Annotated in this window: 11 protein-coding genes and 1 pseudogene; 4 read left to right on the forward strand and 8 right to left on the reverse strand. The window is 70.5% G+C overall.

Features of this window, described 5'->3' with window-relative positions; all coding sequences use genetic code 11:
* Nucleotides 1–6: 6 nt before the first annotated feature.
* The gene (locus tag OG361_RS40045) at nt 7–378 is read right to left on the reverse strand and encodes a DoxX family protein (protein WP_405861669.1); all 372 of its coding nucleotides are present in this window, start codon (nt 376–378) and stop codon (nt 7–9) included.
* Nucleotides 379–550: 172 nt separating this feature from the next.
* On the opposite strand from OG361_RS40045, the gene OG361_RS40050 reads away from it, so the two are divergent.
* Nucleotides 551–1,129: a fasciclin domain-containing protein gene (locus OG361_RS40050; protein ID WP_405861671.1), complete on the forward strand. Its 579-nt coding sequence runs from the start codon at nt 551–553 to the stop codon at nt 1,127–1,129.
* A gap of 71 nt (nt 1,130–1,200) precedes the next feature.
* Here the strand turns inward: OG361_RS40050 and OG361_RS40055 are convergent, their stop codons facing one another.
* Together OG361_RS40055 and OG361_RS40060 are read right to left on the reverse strand one after the other, a co-directional pair.
* A complete protein-coding gene (locus tag OG361_RS40055; protein ID WP_405861673.1) occupies nt 1,201–1,890 on the reverse strand; it encodes a hypothetical protein in 690 nt (229 codons plus the stop codon).
* Nucleotides 1,891–2,221: 331 nt separating this feature from the next.
* On the reverse strand, nt 2,222–3,121 hold the full coding sequence (locus tag OG361_RS40060; protein WP_327416995.1) for a GNAT family N-acetyltransferase: 900 nt from the start codon (nt 3,119–3,121) through the stop codon (nt 2,222–2,224).
* Nucleotides 3,122–3,536: 415 nt separating this feature from the next.
* On the opposite strand from OG361_RS40060, the pseudogene OG361_RS40065 reads away from it, so the two are divergent.
* A pseudogene (locus OG361_RS40065) lies at nt 3,537–4,775 on the forward strand (IS701 family transposase).
* Between the two features lie 139 nt (nt 4,776–4,914).
* On the opposite strand, the gene OG361_RS40070 reads toward OG361_RS40065, so the two are convergent.
* Nucleotides 4,915–6,123, reverse strand: coding sequence for an IS701 family transposase (locus OG361_RS40070; RefSeq protein WP_405861675.1), 1,209 nt, complete (start codon nt 6,121–6,123; stop codon nt 4,915–4,917).
* Between the two features lie 122 nt (nt 6,124–6,245).
* Nucleotides 6,246–6,620 carry a hypothetical protein gene (locus OG361_RS40075; protein ID WP_405861677.1) on the reverse strand — a complete coding sequence of 125 codons (375 nt, stop codon included), beginning with the start codon at nt 6,618–6,620 and terminating at the stop codon, nt 6,246–6,248.
* A gap of 190 nt (nt 6,621–6,810) precedes the next feature.
* Between OG361_RS40075 and OG361_RS40080 the strand changes: the two genes are divergently transcribed.
* Complete coding sequence (locus OG361_RS40080) at nt 6,811–9,120, forward strand: SpoIIE family protein phosphatase (protein ID WP_405861679.1); 2,310 nt, start codon at nt 6,811–6,813, stop codon at nt 9,118–9,120.
* A 112-nt stretch (nt 9,121–9,232) separates the two neighbouring features.
* On the opposite strand, the gene OG361_RS40085 is transcribed toward OG361_RS40080, so the two are convergent.
* The 3 genes from OG361_RS40085 to OG361_RS40095 all read right to left on the reverse strand — a co-directional run bounded on the left by OG361_RS40085 (nt 9,233) and on the right by OG361_RS40095 (nt 13,195).
* On the reverse strand, nt 9,233–12,199 hold the full coding sequence (locus OG361_RS40085) for a HAMP domain-containing protein (RefSeq protein WP_405861681.1): 2,967 nt from the start codon (nt 12,197–12,199) through the stop codon (nt 9,233–9,235).
* A gap of 97 nt (nt 12,200–12,296) precedes the next feature.
* Entirely contained in the window at nt 12,297–12,743 is a 447-nt protein-coding gene (locus OG361_RS40090; RefSeq protein WP_405861683.1) for an ATP-binding protein, read from the reverse strand.
* The gene (locus OG361_RS40095) at nt 12,740–13,195 is read right to left on the reverse strand and encodes an STAS domain-containing protein (protein WP_405861685.1); all 456 of its coding nucleotides are present in this window, start codon (nt 13,193–13,195) and stop codon (nt 12,740–12,742) included. Before OG361_RS40095 ends, OG361_RS40090 begins: the two co-directional genes overlap by 4 nt.
* A gap of 235 nt (nt 13,196–13,430) precedes the next feature.
* On the opposite strand from OG361_RS40095, the gene OG361_RS40100 reads away from it, so the two are divergent.
* Nucleotides 13,431–13,970, forward strand: a complete 540-nt coding sequence (locus OG361_RS40100) for a hypothetical protein (protein ID WP_405861687.1) — start codon at nt 13,431–13,433, stop codon at nt 13,968–13,970.
* Nucleotide 13,971: the final 1 nt, after the last annotated feature.

Below are 13,971 nucleotides of genomic sequence, written 5' to 3' on the forward strand. Positions count from 1 at the left end.
GACGGGTCAGCGCTCCGCGCGGGCCGCGTGCCTGGCCCACAGGATCAGGGGGACCTGTAGGGGAAGGCGGGCGTAGGCGAGGGTCCTGGCGGCGGTGGTGCGGTCACGCCAGTCGTAGGCCATCTGGACGTTCGCCGGGAAGACGGCCGTGAGGAAGAGCGCCGTGGCGCGGGCGCTCGTCCGGCGCGTCGCCGGGAGGGCGAGGCCGACGGCCAGTGCGAGCTCGACGACCCCGCTGGCCTGCGTCCAGGCCCGCGGGCTGCCCGGGAGGGCGCGGGGGATGGTGGCGTCGAACTGCTTCGGCGCGATGAAGTGAGCGGCACTCGCGGTGGCCATGAGGCCGGCGAGCAGAAGGGCGGGACGGGCCGAGCGGGACATGAGGGCGCTCCAGGAGTAGATGTCGCGGACAACTTACCGGCGAGTAGGGATCTCCGTAAGTCGGCCGGTCGAGCCACCAATCCGGCGCGGGGGCAGCACCGAATACCTCCCGAGGACGTCATTCCCGCCCATGGCCGGGCCCCCGGGTCCGGACCCAGGAGGAGGAAACATCATGAACACCTCGCACCTCATGCGCCGCGTGGCGGCCGTCGCCGCCGCTGCCGTACTCCCGGTGTCGCTGGGCGTACTGGCCCCGCAGGCCTTCGCCGAGGACACGGACGGGCCGTTCGGCCCGGGCTGTGCCGCGGTACCGGCCGAGGGGGAGGGCAGCCTCGACGGCATGGCCGACGACCCGGTGGCGACCGCGGCGGCCAACAACCCGGAACTGTCCACGCTCGTCACGGCCGTCAAGAAGGCAGGTCTGGTCGACACGCTGAACAACGCCCAGGGCATCACCGTCTTCGCGCCGACGAACGACGCCTTCGCGAAGATCCCGAAGGCCGACCTGGACAAGGCCCTCGCCGACAAGGCCACCCTCACGAAGATCCTCACGTACCACGTGGTGGGCGAGAGGGTCGACAAGGCCGCGCTCGCCGACGGCTCGTTCGAGACGCTTCAGGGCGGCACGGTGACGACCGACGGCTCCGGCGACTCCTTCGAGGTCAACGACACCGCCAAGATCGTCTGCGGGGACGTGCCGACCTCCAACGCCACTGTCCACATCATCGACACCGTCCTGATGCCGAAGTGACACGGCTGGAAGGAGACGTGACGCGGTTGGGATCGGCATGAACGCGATGCACTCGACGTCGGTCCTTGCGGTCAGCCCTGTGCCGTCTGGAGGCGGGTGATCTGCTCTGTGATGAGCGCGGGCGGGAAGGCACGAACGTCGTGACCTGCAACCGACAGCTTCGTGAAAGTCGCCACGGTGCTTCCGGTCCTGACCACCGTCCACTCGGTCACGTGTGCGCCGAGCTTCACCGGGGCGGTGATCTCGAACCGCACCGCCTCGTCGCCGAATCGCGGGGCAGGGTGGACGGTGACCGTTGCCTTGTAGAGGCCGGCCGGGCCTTGCCGCTCGAAGTAGCGGCAGGTCTTCAGGCCCTCACGCACCTTCGCGAACGTTTCCTTGGCACCGGAACCCTGGTACGAGGTGAGCACGGAGGTTCCGCCGTACCCGTCGTCCTTCCAGTCGAACTGCTGAATGGCCGCGGCTGGCACTGGTGTCTGCCGGCCGTCTGCGGCATCGAGCATCTGGCGGCATGCAGGCGGCCCAGCCGTGTACTGGACTTTTGTGTCGTCCGGTGTGGGTTGGAAGACGGAGGCTGGGTTGCCGATCAGGTTGAGGACCGCGTCGACGGGCAGCGCTGCCTCCACCAGTTCCTCGGCCGTCAACTGCCGAGCGACCCGGGCCGGGGCCGAGGAAGAAGCCGACGATGACACGGAGGGCTGGGGGTCGGCCGCGCAGCCGGAGGCGGTGAGCACGGCGGAGACCGCCAGCACGAGGAACACGGCAGAACGACGGAAGGAGCGTATGTGCATGAACTGGCCTCTGAGCGAAATGAATGATCAGGGGACAGTACCGGCCGCCCCGCCGTCACTGGCCGTCTCTATTGGATCGTTCCCCTAGTACTCCAGCTGTAGATCGTGATCTTGCTGGTGGGGCCTGTAAGGGAACGGGCGCGGCCGCTGTTGATCATCGTCGGTGTGGACTGACGACGAGACGGTGGCCACTCCGCAGCGTAGATCCTGCACGTTCACTGTCGGCCGGCATGCCGTCGGGCACCAGCAAGCGGTCCGGACCTGCCCTCGGACCGGACCGCTCACCGCGTGCTACTCCTCGCTAGGCCGCTTGGCCCGCCGGGTGGAAGTTGATGCGTTCACGGATGACGGGGAAGCCAGCCTTGGCGAAGTTCGCGGCCATGGGGAAGTTGGCCTGGTCCGTCGCTCCGCTGACGAACTCCGCGCCCTGCTCGACGAGGAGGTGGGTGCACTCCGCAAGGAGGTCGTAGGCGTAGCCGCGACCGCGCTGTTCCGGGACGACTCCGATGAAGCCGATCGTCGGGCCGGAGGGGTTGTGGGCCGGGATGTGGATGCCGGCCAGGTCGCCCTCCGGCGTGTGTGCGATCTGCCACCATTCCCGTGGGGAGGGGCACCAGTGGAAGAAGTCGAGTTCCTCCTGGGCGGCCTGGTCGAGGCCGCCCTCCTCGATGGCCCTGAGCGCGTGGGCGTCCAGGGTGGCGGAGTGGATGCGGCGCAACGCGTCGAAGAACACGGTGTCGTCGGGTTCGGCGCTGAAGCGCAGGCGTCCGGGCCGCTCGGGCAGACCTCGCTCGGGGGTCCAGCGGTACAGGAAGCGTTCCACCAGGAGTTCGTATCCTGCGGCTCGTGCGGCGGCGAAGCGCGCCTCGGCTCCGGCGCGCAGGTAGGTCTTTTCCCGCCAGCCGCCGGGCAGGTTGATCTCGAGTTCGACCTGCCAGGGAGCGGAGCGCAGGAGTTCGGCCCCGGCCTCCTCCTCGCCCTCGGCCACGTCGAACCAGTTGATGTTGACGGGCTCCGAGTCGTCGGGGCCGCCCCACCACGCGCCGCGTGCGACGACCTCGCCGTCGCGCAGGGCGACGCGCTTCCAGTCGGGGCGGAACCGGGTACGCCGGTGGCCTTCACCGGCGCCGAGGGGGTCGGGGTGTGCGTCGAAAAGATGTGCGTCGCTCGCGGAGAGCGCGCGGATGACCGTATCGGTCATGGATTCCTCCGGGATACAGGCTGCTTGGAGCGCTCCCGGTCAGAACTGACGAACCACGCCGGGATAGCGGAAGAGGGAGCGCTGGAAAGGTGTGAACTGCACGGCACTCGCCTCCTTCCATCCATCTCAGGGCGTGAAGCCACACAGTACGTGATCTTCCGCGGGTCCGTCCACGGATTTCCGCGCCCCTTGAAGGAGGGGTTCGCGGGACGATGCAGAGCGCTCTCAAAGGCCCGCGGGGCCGTAAGCGGACTGTAGTGCTCCAGCTGTGTGGATTGTGATTTTGCCGGTGGAGCCGGTACGGGAATAGGTGCGCCCGCCGTTGATCATCGTGGGTGTGTGGACTGACGACGATACGGTGGCCACTGGTCACAGCATAAATCCCGCACGTTGGCGGGAGGCGTTTGAGGTGGCCATGGGGCGCATCGCGGGCCGGTTCGCCCGCTATGAACCTCGCCTACGGGCCGGGCGGTTGGTGCTGGGCCTGCTGTCGGACCTGCCGCGCAAGAACTGCTGGACGATCGCGGAGTGGGCCGGCGAGGCAACCCCGCACGGCATGCAGCACCTGCTGTGCCGGGCGTCCTGGAACGCCGATGCCGTCCGCGACGACGTCCGCGAATACGTCGTCGAGCACCTCCACGGCGAGGCCGCGGTGCTGGTCGTCGACGAGACCGGCGACGTGAAGAAGGGCACCCACACCGTCGGGGTCCAACGCCAGTACACAGGCACCGCGGGACGGATCGAGAACTCCCAGGTCGCCGTTTACCTTATCTATGCCGGCGCCCGGGGACACGCGGCGGTGGACCGGGAGCTGTACGTCCCGCGCTCCTGGACGCGCGACCCGGACCGCTGCCGGGCGGCAGGGCTCGGCGAGGAAACCGTCTTCGCAACCAAGCCGGAGTTGGCCCGCACCATGATCGAACGGTTCATGGATGCCGGACACCGCGTGGACTGGGTGACCGGAGACGAGGTCTACGGAGGCAACCCGAAGCTGCGATCCGCGCTGGAAGAACGCGGCATGGGGTACGTCCTGGCGGTGGCCTGCTCGACCGAAGTGACCACCAGCGCGGGCATCATCCGGGCCGACGCGCTGGTCCAGAAGGTGCCCAGGCCTGCCTGGTAGAAGCTGACCGCTGGACGCGGCGCGAAGGGACAGCGGTTCTACGACTGGGCTGTCATCGAGCTCGCCAACCCGACACCAGGCCACCACCAGTTGCTGATCCGCCGCAACCGCACCACCGGCGAACTCGCCTACTACCGTTGTCATTCCACCCGGCCAGCGCCACTGACCACCCTGGTGAAGGTCGCCGGATCAAGGTGGCGGGTGGAAGAGACCTTCCAAAGAGAGAAGGGGCTGGCGGGGCTCGACGAGCATCAGGTTCGCCGCTACCCCTCCTGGGCCCGCTGGGTCACCCTCGCGATGCTTGCCCACGCCTTCCTCGCAGTGGTCCGCGCCAACGAACACGGCCGCGGCCAAGGACCAGCCGACCTGATCCCGTTGTCCTGCAACGAGATCCAGCGCCTGTTCATCACGGTCGCCGTCCAGCCTCTCCACGACGTGGCCCACCGGCTCAGCTGGTCCGACTGGCGACGCCGCCACCAGGAGCGATCACGGGCCAGCCATTACCGACGACAAGCCGCACCCCAGAAATGAAGATCACGATCTACAGCTGCAGTACTAGTAGTGCTTGGTCATGTTGGTGCGGGGTCTGGCATGTCGCGGTGACAGGTGGGGCAGGCGCCGGTCCAGATCGCGAGGAGTAACTGCAGCTCGCGAACGACTCGGTAGAGGCTCAGACCGACGCCGTCTCTTTTGGGGATCGGCTCAGTCGCTGCGAGGTGCAGAAGGCGTGGGCGACCGAGACGAGGGTGACGTGGTGATGCCAGCCTGGCCAGGTTCGGCCTTCGAAGTGGGCCAGGCCCAGGGCCTGTTTCATCTCGCGGTAGTCGTTCTCGATGCGCCAGCGGAGCTTCGCGGTGCGCACGAGGACGGGCAGCGGAGTGGTCTCGGGCAGGTTGGAGAGCCAGAACTGCACGGGCTCGTCCTGGTCGGCAGGCCATTCGGCCAGCAGCCAGCGGACCGGAAGCTCGGCGGTGGCCGTTGCCTTGTGGATCTCACGTCCGGCGGGCCGGATCCGCAGGGCCACGAAGCGCGAGTACATGCGTTTGTGTCCGCTGCGGCCACTGCCCGGCCGCGATCCCTCCCGCCGCTGCACCGGCCGTGCGGCGCGTTTCCCGGCCGCGATGACCAGGCGCTTCACGGTCTGCGCCGGCTCGGGGTAGGCCGGGACCGGCCGTCGTCCTCGGCCTGTGTAGGCCGGGGTGCAGGGCTGTGCGTCCTCGGGGTGCGCGGTGGTCGTGGTCGAGACGCCCACCACATAGTCGAGACCGCGTTCCTCCAGGCCGAGCCGGAAGGCAGCGGTGTCCCCGTAGCCGCCGTCGGTGATGACCTGGGGCACCTCGATGCCCCAGGAACGTGTCTCGTCGATCATGTCGATGGCCAGTTGCCACTTCTCGACATGGCCCACCTCGACGGGGATGGCGCACTTGGAACGGCGGGCCACTTTGGCCGGATCGGCCTTCGGCGAGGCGGGATCCCAGCTCCCGGGCAGGAACAGACGCCAGTTCACCGCCGCCGAGGCGCCGTTGGAAGCCAGGTGCAGCGAGACCCCGGCCTGGCAGTTGGTGACCTTGCCCGCCGTGCCGGTGTACTGCCGGGTCACGCACGCGGACGCGTCCCCGTCCTTGAGGAACCCGGTGTCATCAATGATCAACGCGGTGGGCTTGATGACCGGCTGCATACGCCAGGCCAGACGGGCCCGCACATGCACCGCATCCCACGGGCTGGAAGTGACGAAGTGGGCCAGGGCCTGCCGGTTTCCGTCCTCGCCCAGGCGGGTGGCCATCGGCTCCACCGACTTGCGCCCGCCGTCCATCAGCAGGCCCCGCAGATAGACCTCGCCCCGCCGTCGCTGGTCCGCTCGCGCGAACGGCTCGAACATCTCTGCCGCGAAGTCCTCCAGATCACACCGGACCGCAGCCAACTCCCCACCCAGCACATCCGGTCAACGACACGACCGATCAAGAAGACACGCCATCACAGAACACACATGACCAAGCACTACTAGTACTTCATCAGTGTCTCGAAGCCCACCGCGGAGCAGTACGCCGACACCCGCCCCTCCGCGTCTCGGTCGTCGTGGGAGACGGCCTGGGCCGTGTCGTTCAGGATGTGGCTGCCCGCGTGGTCGAGGTGCTCGCGGTCGACGACCTTCGCCGCGGAGATCACCGCCGCGGCGGTGAGCGCGGGCTCGTTGCCGTAGCCCTTCTCGGGCGGGTCGTGGGTGATCCGCTGCCAGGCCGCCAGATCCGAGCAGTAGTCCTCCCGCCAGGCCGCGACCCGTTCCGGATCGGGCTCCTGCTCGCCGCAGGCCGAGAGCAGGCCCGCCAGGACCACGGCGGCCAGAGCCGACACCTTCAGGCCGTTCGTCTTCCGCATCAGCGGCACCCCCCATTGTCAGGGACAGGCTAGGGCAGGCTCGGCCGGTGATCGACAAGACGGTCCCCAGGGCCTGAGCCCGTTCGACGAACTCGGAGGCCGGGCCGCCCGGGCGGAGCCCGCGAGTAGAATTCGGAGCGGACACGGCCGTGTGTCCAGGCGTCCCTGCGACAGTGGGACGGAGGTCGTCTTGACCGGTTCCGCGGGGTCCTCGGGGCTGGTTTCCGGCGCCCTGGTGGATACCGGACTCACCGGCCTCGCCGCCGAGAACCGCTGGCTGCGCACCCGTCTCGCCCACCGTCATCTGGTGGATCTCGCCACCGGTGTACTCGCCGGCCAGCTCCGGCTGGCAGCCAACGACGCGGCCGAACACCTGGTCGCCCTGGCACAGGCGACGGGTCTGGACATAGGGGACATCGCGGCGGACATCGTGAACGCCGCCGCCAAGGAAGAGGGGCCCTGCGTCGTCGCTCCGCCCGGGAGCGACGGCCCCGGCTTCGAGCCGCCGGACGGGCCGGCCGACGATCGGCGGGCCCGCAGGGTGGCCGCGGAGGCGGAGATCGCCGACACGGTCGGTGAGGCGGCCCGGATCCTGCTGGAGACCGGGCTCTCCCCGCTCGGCGCCGACAGCATCTGGCTCTGGGAGCGCGTCGATCCCGGTTGTCTGCGGCTCATCGGACACGCGGGCGTGGGCGCCGCCGAGGCCGCCGCGTGGCAGTGGATCCCCCCGGCGGCTCCGGAGCCGTTCCGCTCCGCCCTCGTGGACGGCACGGCCACCTGGCTCGATGAGGGCCCCACCGATGGAGAACCGCTTCCGGGGCCGTCGCAACACGCGGCCCGCGCCCTGCTGCCGCTGCGACGACGGGGCAGAACCGTCGGCCTCGCACTCGTCGGCTGGCCGGGACCGACAGACTTCGACAGAACGCTGCGGCGGGCCCTCACCGGGCTCATGGAGGTCGCGTGCACGGTGCTGGACACCACCGGCACACCGCCGCCCGCCGACCCCGTACTCGCGGACGTACTCGACTCCCTCACCCATCCGGCGATGGTCCTCCACGCCAACGGAACGTCCCGGAATCCGACGGTGGAACATCTCAACGACGAGGCGATCGCCGCGCTCGGCGGTGCGCCGCCCGCCGAAGACGCCTCCCTGACCGGCGTCTTTCCCGGACTCCACACGGATCTCGCCCGTATGGCCCGACGCGCCGCCGCGACCACGCGGACCCAGCGGGCCGGCCGGTTGCCCGTGTCGGCCCGGCCGGAGGAACCCGCGGCACTGCTCGACGTCCGCGCGGTCCCCGCCGGCGAGGGGCGCACCGTACTCATGTGGCACACCGCCGGCGACCCCGGACTCGCCGCGACCCGCGCGGTCGCACGGCTGCAGAGCGTGGCCCTCTTCCAGGACAGCCTGACCGGTGGGGACACGGTCTGGTCGGAGCAGGCACACGGCTTGTTCGGCATGGGCCCGGACGAGGCGCCGGTACCGCTCCTGGGCCTGCGGGGGAGGGTGCACCGGGACGACGGCGAGGCCCTCACCGACCTCCTGCGGACCCTCACCGAGCGGCAGGCCGGCGCGCAGACGGTGCTGCGGATCGTGCGCCCCGACGGGACAGTGCGCCATGTGCGCGTGTCGGCGGAGCCGCTGATCGCCGACGGGACGGTCACCGCGATCGCCGGCGTGTACCAGGACGTGTCGGACAACCGCCGCACCGAGGCGGCGCTGACGGCGACCTTCGACCGCCTCACGTCACTGCACCACCAGGCCGAGACGCGTCATCAGCTGGCGCTCCAGCTCCAGCGGGCGATCGTGCCCGAAGTCCTCGGTCTCCAGGAACTGCCCGGCGATCTGGTCGTGGCCGTCCGGTACCGGCCGGCCCTGGAGGAGTACCGGGTCGGCGGCGACTGGTACGACGTCCTCGCCCTGCCGAGCGGCAAGGTCCTCGTGACGGTCGGAGACATCGCGGGACACGGGATCGACTCCGTCACCGGGATGGTGGCGCTCCGCAACGCCCAGCGGGCGCTCGCCTTCACCGGCCACTCGCCCCGGCAGCTCATGGGATGGCTCAACGAGGTGACGCTGCGGACCGGGGGCGGCACCACGGCGACGGCGGTGTGCGCCCTGTACGACCCCGATGACCACGGCCTCCTCTGGTCGAGTGCCGGGCATCTGCCGATGCTGCTGCTCCGGGACGGCCGGGCGCGACTGCTCGACCCGCCCCAGGACATCCTGCTGGGCGCGGTGCCCTCGTTCTCCTACCGGGAACAGCGGATCGGGCTGCGTCCGGGGGACACGCTGCTCCTGTACACCGACGGGCTGATCGAGCGCCGCCACGACGGACTGGACGAGGGCCTGACACGGCTCGCCGCCGAGGCGGAGCGGCTCGCGGACCGGGCGCCCGACCGGCTCGTCGACGAACTGCTCAGCAGTGCGACCGGGGACACCGACGACGACACCAGCATCGTCGCCGCGCACGTGCGGGACCTGTCGGCGGCCCCGTGACGGCGCGGGATCCGTCGGCCGTCCCTGAGGGTGCGGGATCCGTCGGCGACCGGTGGCACGGGAGCGGCCCCCGGACCGGTGACACGGGAGCGGCCCCCGGTTCGTGGATCCGTCACCCGGAGAGCCAGGTGCGGATCTTGGCCGTCAGCTCGTGCTCGTCGACCGGCTTGGACACGTAGTCGTCGGCGCCGGCCTCCAGTGCGTGGGCGCGGTCCTCCGGCATCGCCTTCGCGGTGACCGCGATGACGGGGAGGCCCGCGTGGCCCGGCATTCTCCTGATGGCCTTGATGGCGGTGTAGCCGTCCATGCCGGCCATCATGACGTCCATGAGCACGAGCCGGATCTCGTCGTGCTCGGCGAGTACGTCGAGACCGGCACGACCGCCGTCGGCGGTGAGCACACGCAGGCCGTGCCCTTCGAGGACCTCGTTGAGGGCGAAGACGTTGCGGGCGTCGTCGTCGACGACCAGAACGGTCGCGACCTCCTTCCCGGCGCGCGCGTCGTCCGACGGCGACCGGTCGGCGGGGACGGCGGAGCCGGACGTCCGCGGAGCACCGGGAGCGGCGGCCGCGGCCGGTACCGGATCGTGCCCCGGCGCGTGCACGGGCAGATAGAAGGTGAACGTGCTGCCGCGGCCGGGCGTGCTGGCCGCCTCGATGGTGCCGCCGAGGAGGCCGGCCACCTCCCGGCTGATCGACAGCCCCAGACCAGTGCCGCCGTACCGGCGGGCGGTGGTGCCGTCGCCCTGCTGGAAGGCGTCGAAGACGTGCTTCAACTGCTCGGCCGGGATACCGACCCCGGTGTCCGCGACCCGGAAGGCGAGGACACGGCGACCGCCGCGCAGTGCGGGCGGAAGCTCGTCGGAGGTCGCGTACTCCACGGTGAGGGCCACGCGGCCCTTCTCGGTGAACTTGAGCGCGTTGGACAGCAGGTTGCGGAGGATCTGACGGAGCCGTGCCTCGTCGCCGTCGAGCCCGTCGGACACGTCCTCCGCCAGCGAGACGGCGAACTCCAGCCGACGCTCGTCGGCGACCGGTCCGAACGTCGTCTCCAGGTACTCGATCAGCTCACGGAGGGCGAACGGCTCGCGGCTGACGTCCATCTTGCCGGCCTCGACCTTCGACAGGTCGAGGATGTCGTTGATCAGCTGGAGCAGGTCGGAGCCGGCGGAGTGGATCACCTCGGCGTACTCGATCTGCTTCTCCGTCAGGTTCCCCTCGGTGTTCTGGGCGAGCAACCGGGCCAGGATCAGCAGGCTGTTGAGCGGGGTGCGCAGCTCATGGCTCATGTTGGCGAGGAACTCGGACTTGTACATGGAGGTGCGCGACAGCTGCTGGGCCCGCGCCTCCAGCTCCTGCCGCGCCTGCTCGATGACGAGGTTCTTGGACTCGATGTCCTTGTTGCGCTGCGCCAGCAGGGCGGCCTTCTCCTGCAACTCCGCGTTGGAGCTCTGCAGTTCCTGCTGGCGGCTCTGCAACTCCTTCGACCGCGAGCGCAGCTCGTCCGCGAGTCTCCGGGACTGCCCGAGCAGCTCGTCGGTGCGGAGATTGGCGACCAGGGAGCTGAGGACGGCTCCCGCGCTGACCACGAACCGGTCGAGGAACTCCCGTCGCAGAGTCGTGAACGGGTGCAGCGAGGCGAACTCGACGGCGCCGAGGACCTGCTCCTCGACGACGATCGGCAGGACGACGAGCGTGCTCGGCTCACCGGAACCCGCTCCCGAGGCGACGGTGGCGTAGCCCTCGGGCAGGTGCTCGACGAGGAGGGCGCGCCGGTCGTGGGCGGCCTGCCCGACCAGGGACTGTCCGAGGCGGAAACGGCGCGGCGGGCTGTCGGGGTCGTCGGGAGAGCCGTAGGAGGCGGTCATGACGAGCTCGATGCCCCGCTCACCGTCCTCGGCGAGGAAGAAGGCACCGTACTGGGCGGCGACCAGCGGGGGCACCTCGGCCATGGTCAGCCCGGCGATCTCGGGCAGACTCCGGGTGCCCTGGAGGAGGCCGGTGATCCTGGCCAGATTGGTCTGGAGCCAGTCCTGTTCCTCGTTGGACCGGATCGTGGCGCGCAGCGACTCGACCATGGCGTTGATGTTGTCGCGGAGCTCCCCGACCTCACCGGGCGCGTCGGCGGTGATCGAACGGGTCAGGTCCCCTTCGGCGACGGCGCTGGTGACCTCGGCGATGGCACGGACCTGGCGGGTCAGGTTCCCGGCGAGTTCGTTGACGCTCTCGGTGAGCCGTTTCCACGTACCGGAGACGCCCTCGACCTCCGCCTGCCCGCCGAGTTTGCCCTCCGTGCCCACCTCCCGGGCCACCCGGGTCACCTCGGCGGCGAAGGACGACAGCTGGTCGACCATGGTGTTGATGGTGGTCTTGAGTTCGAGGATCTCGCCGCGGGCCGAGACGTCGATCCGGCTGGTCAGGTCGCCCTGGGCGACGGAGGTGGTGACCTGGGCGATGTTGCGCACCTGGTTGGTGAGGTTGCCGGCCATGGAGTTGACGTTGTCGGTGAGGTCCTTCCAGGTGCCGGAGACCCCGTGGACGGTGGCCTGCCCGCCGAGTTTGCCCTCGGTGCCCACCTCCCGGGCCACCCGGGTGACCTCCTCGGCGAAGGAGGACAGCCGGTCGACCATGGTGTTGATGGTCTCCTTGAGCTCCAGGATCTCGCCGCGCGCGTCCACGCGGATCTTCTGCGTGAGGTCCCCACGGGCGACGGCCGTCGCCACCTGGGCGATGGACCGCACCTGCGAGGTGAGGTTGTCGGCCATCGTGTTGACGCCGGAGGTCAGTTCCCGCCACACCCCCCGGGCTCTCGGCTCGCGGATCCGGCCGCCCAGCAGCCCCTGCCCGCCGACCTCACCGGCGACACGGGTGACCTCGGACGTGACGAGCGTGAGCTGGCCGACCATGTCGTTGTAGACCCCGGCGATCTCCCCCAGGATGCCGCCGCCGGCATCGGGGAGCCGGACCGAGAGATCCCCGTCCCGCACGGCGGTGAGCCCGGCGAGCAACTGTCGAAGGCCGTCCTCGCCGAGCTCCGTGGGGAGCCCCGCCGCGTCGGGGCGTGGTCTGCGCTCTGTCATGAGGACCTCGTACCTCGCACTCGCACCTCGCCAGGGCGATCGTGGTGCGGGCCGGGTACGGGGGTGCGCCTCGGCGGCCCCACGCCACCCCTCCACTCTAGGTCCGTGCGCCACTCCCGGCCCGGGACACCACCACCTCGAACCAGACGGCCTTGCCGCCGCCACGTGGGACGCAGCCCCAGGAGGCGGAGAGCCGTTCCAGGAGGTAGAGCCCGTGCCCGGAGGATTGGCCCGCGCGGTGGGGCCCGTGCGGCCGGGGCGGCGTGGGGCTCGTGTCGCTGACCTGGACCCACAGCCGGTCGCAGGAACGGTCGAGGCGTAGTTCGTACGGGACGCCGCCGTGGGTGAACGCGTTCGTGGCGATCTCCGACACCAGGAGCAGGGCGTCCTCGGCGGCGACCCGCCCGGGCGCGCCCGCGGGCCCGAACCACTCGCTCAGCGCCCGCTGCGTGAGGTCACGGCACTCCCGTACGACCCCGGCACCCTCGGCGAGCTCGTAGCGGCGGGTGGGGGCGGTCGCACACTGCACGTCCCGGCCGGTCATACGCCGCGACTGCCCCGCCCGGTCGTGCCGAACCCGCCCGCCCGCGCCGAATCCGGTCGTCCCGCCGCGGACTCGGCGGCGAGCGCGGTGTCGGCGTCCTCGTACACCTGGAAGACCCTCCGCGCCCCGGTGATCTCGAAGACCCGGTCCACCGGCGGACGGAGTCCTGAGAGATCCAGCCGTCCTCCCGCGGCCAGCATCCGCAGCCGCGCACGCAGCAGCAGGTTCAGCCCGGTCGAGTCGCAGAACCGCAGCCGGGAGCAGTCGACGACGACGTGCCGGGCCCCGGAGTTCTCCTGCAGCGCGCGCCGCAAGGGGTCCGCGGTGTCGTGGTCGAGCTCGCCGGCGACGACGAGGACGACGGCGCCGGGTTTCCTCCCGGGCAGGACGTCCAGGACGAAGCGGTCCGGATGTCGATCCCTCCGGCCTCCCGTACGCCGTCCGGCTTCCATGAGGTTCCTCCGCCTCCTCGCTCCCGGGCGCGGGTCCCTCCGCCCAGGCTGCTCCGGGGCCTGTAGGAGCAGGGCGTCCGCCCCGACAGGACGGGCGGGTCCCGCGTCTTCGTGGTGCTGCTGCCCCGCCGGCGCGCGGGCATGCGTGGACGGGATGCGTGAGCGGAGCCGGGCGGGGTAGTCGCGGTCGCAGGTACCGCGGCGACCGCGACTACCGGGAGGACGTGAACGCGTCATGGCGCTGTTCGAGCTGTTGAACGTGGCCCTGACCTCGGAGGAGTGGGGAACCCACATCGTGCCTCCGGACGCGCGGGGCGGCGAGCCCGTCGAACTGCCCGAGGGCGCGGTCCTCACCGTCGCCCTCACGTTCCGCGTGGCGGAAGCGATCGACGGGCTGGCCGTCGAGGAGACCAGACGGTACGGGGGGAACGTGATCGGCACGACGCGGACCGCGCTCGGCGGATTCCGGGCAGGCGGACCGTACGAGATCCAGCTGCCGTCCGAGCGGCTGCCCGTCGGGCGGGCGAGCTGTGGCACCTACGAGGTGACGGCACGATTCGTCGCCGCTGACGGACGCGAACTCGCCCGGGAGAGCCACCGCTTCCGTATCGTGCACAGGCCGTCCCCCGCGGCGCCCGCCATGCGAACGCGCGGAGCGACCGGTCGGCGAACTCCGGAGGGGACCTCCTCCGCCGGCCCGCGGCAGAGCCGTCGCGCGCAGAATCCCCGTCGCTCGGAAATGCTGGGGGAAGGGCACGTCGTCCAAGGAGGCTGAG

The organism is Streptomyces sp. NBC_00090, assembly GCF_045160815.1.
Lineage (GTDB): Bacteria > Actinomycetota > Actinomycetes > Streptomycetales > Streptomycetaceae > Streptomyces.

What these genes read in the sequence shown, in the direction of transcription:
- OG361_RS40060 (WP_327416995.1), bottom strand. Translation starts at nt 3,121, where the DNA reads ATGACCGATACGGTCATCCGCGCGCTCTCCGCGAGCGACGCACATCTT.
- OG361_RS40090 (WP_405861683.1), bottom strand. Translation starts at nt 12,743, where the DNA reads ATGACCGGCCGGGACGTGCAGTGTGCGACCGCCCCCACCCGCCGCTAC.
- OG361_RS40085 (WP_405861681.1), bottom strand. Translation starts at nt 12,199, where the DNA reads ATGACAGAGCGCAGACCACGCCCCGACGCGGCGGGGCTCCCCACGGAG.
- OG361_RS40045 (WP_405861669.1), bottom strand. Translation starts at nt 378, where the DNA reads ATGTCCCGCTCGGCCCGTCCCGCCCTTCTGCTCGCCGGCCTCATGGCC.
- OG361_RS40095 (WP_405861685.1), bottom strand. Translation starts at nt 13,195, where the DNA reads ATGGAAGCCGGACGGCGTACGGGAGGCCGGAGGGATCGACATCCGGAC.
- OG361_RS40075 (WP_405861677.1), bottom strand. Translation starts at nt 6,620, where the DNA reads ATGCGGAAGACGAACGGCCTGAAGGTGTCGGCTCTGGCCGCCGTGGTC.
- OG361_RS40070 (WP_405861675.1), bottom strand. Translation starts at nt 6,123, where the DNA reads ATGTTCGAGCCGTTCGCGCGAGCGGACCAGCGACGGCGGGGCGAGGTC.
- OG361_RS40100 (WP_405861687.1), top strand. Translation starts at nt 13,431, where the DNA reads ATGGCGCTGTTCGAGCTGTTGAACGTGGCCCTGACCTCGGAGGAGTGG.
- OG361_RS40050 (WP_405861671.1), top strand. Translation starts at nt 551, where the DNA reads ATGAACACCTCGCACCTCATGCGCCGCGTGGCGGCCGTCGCCGCCGCT.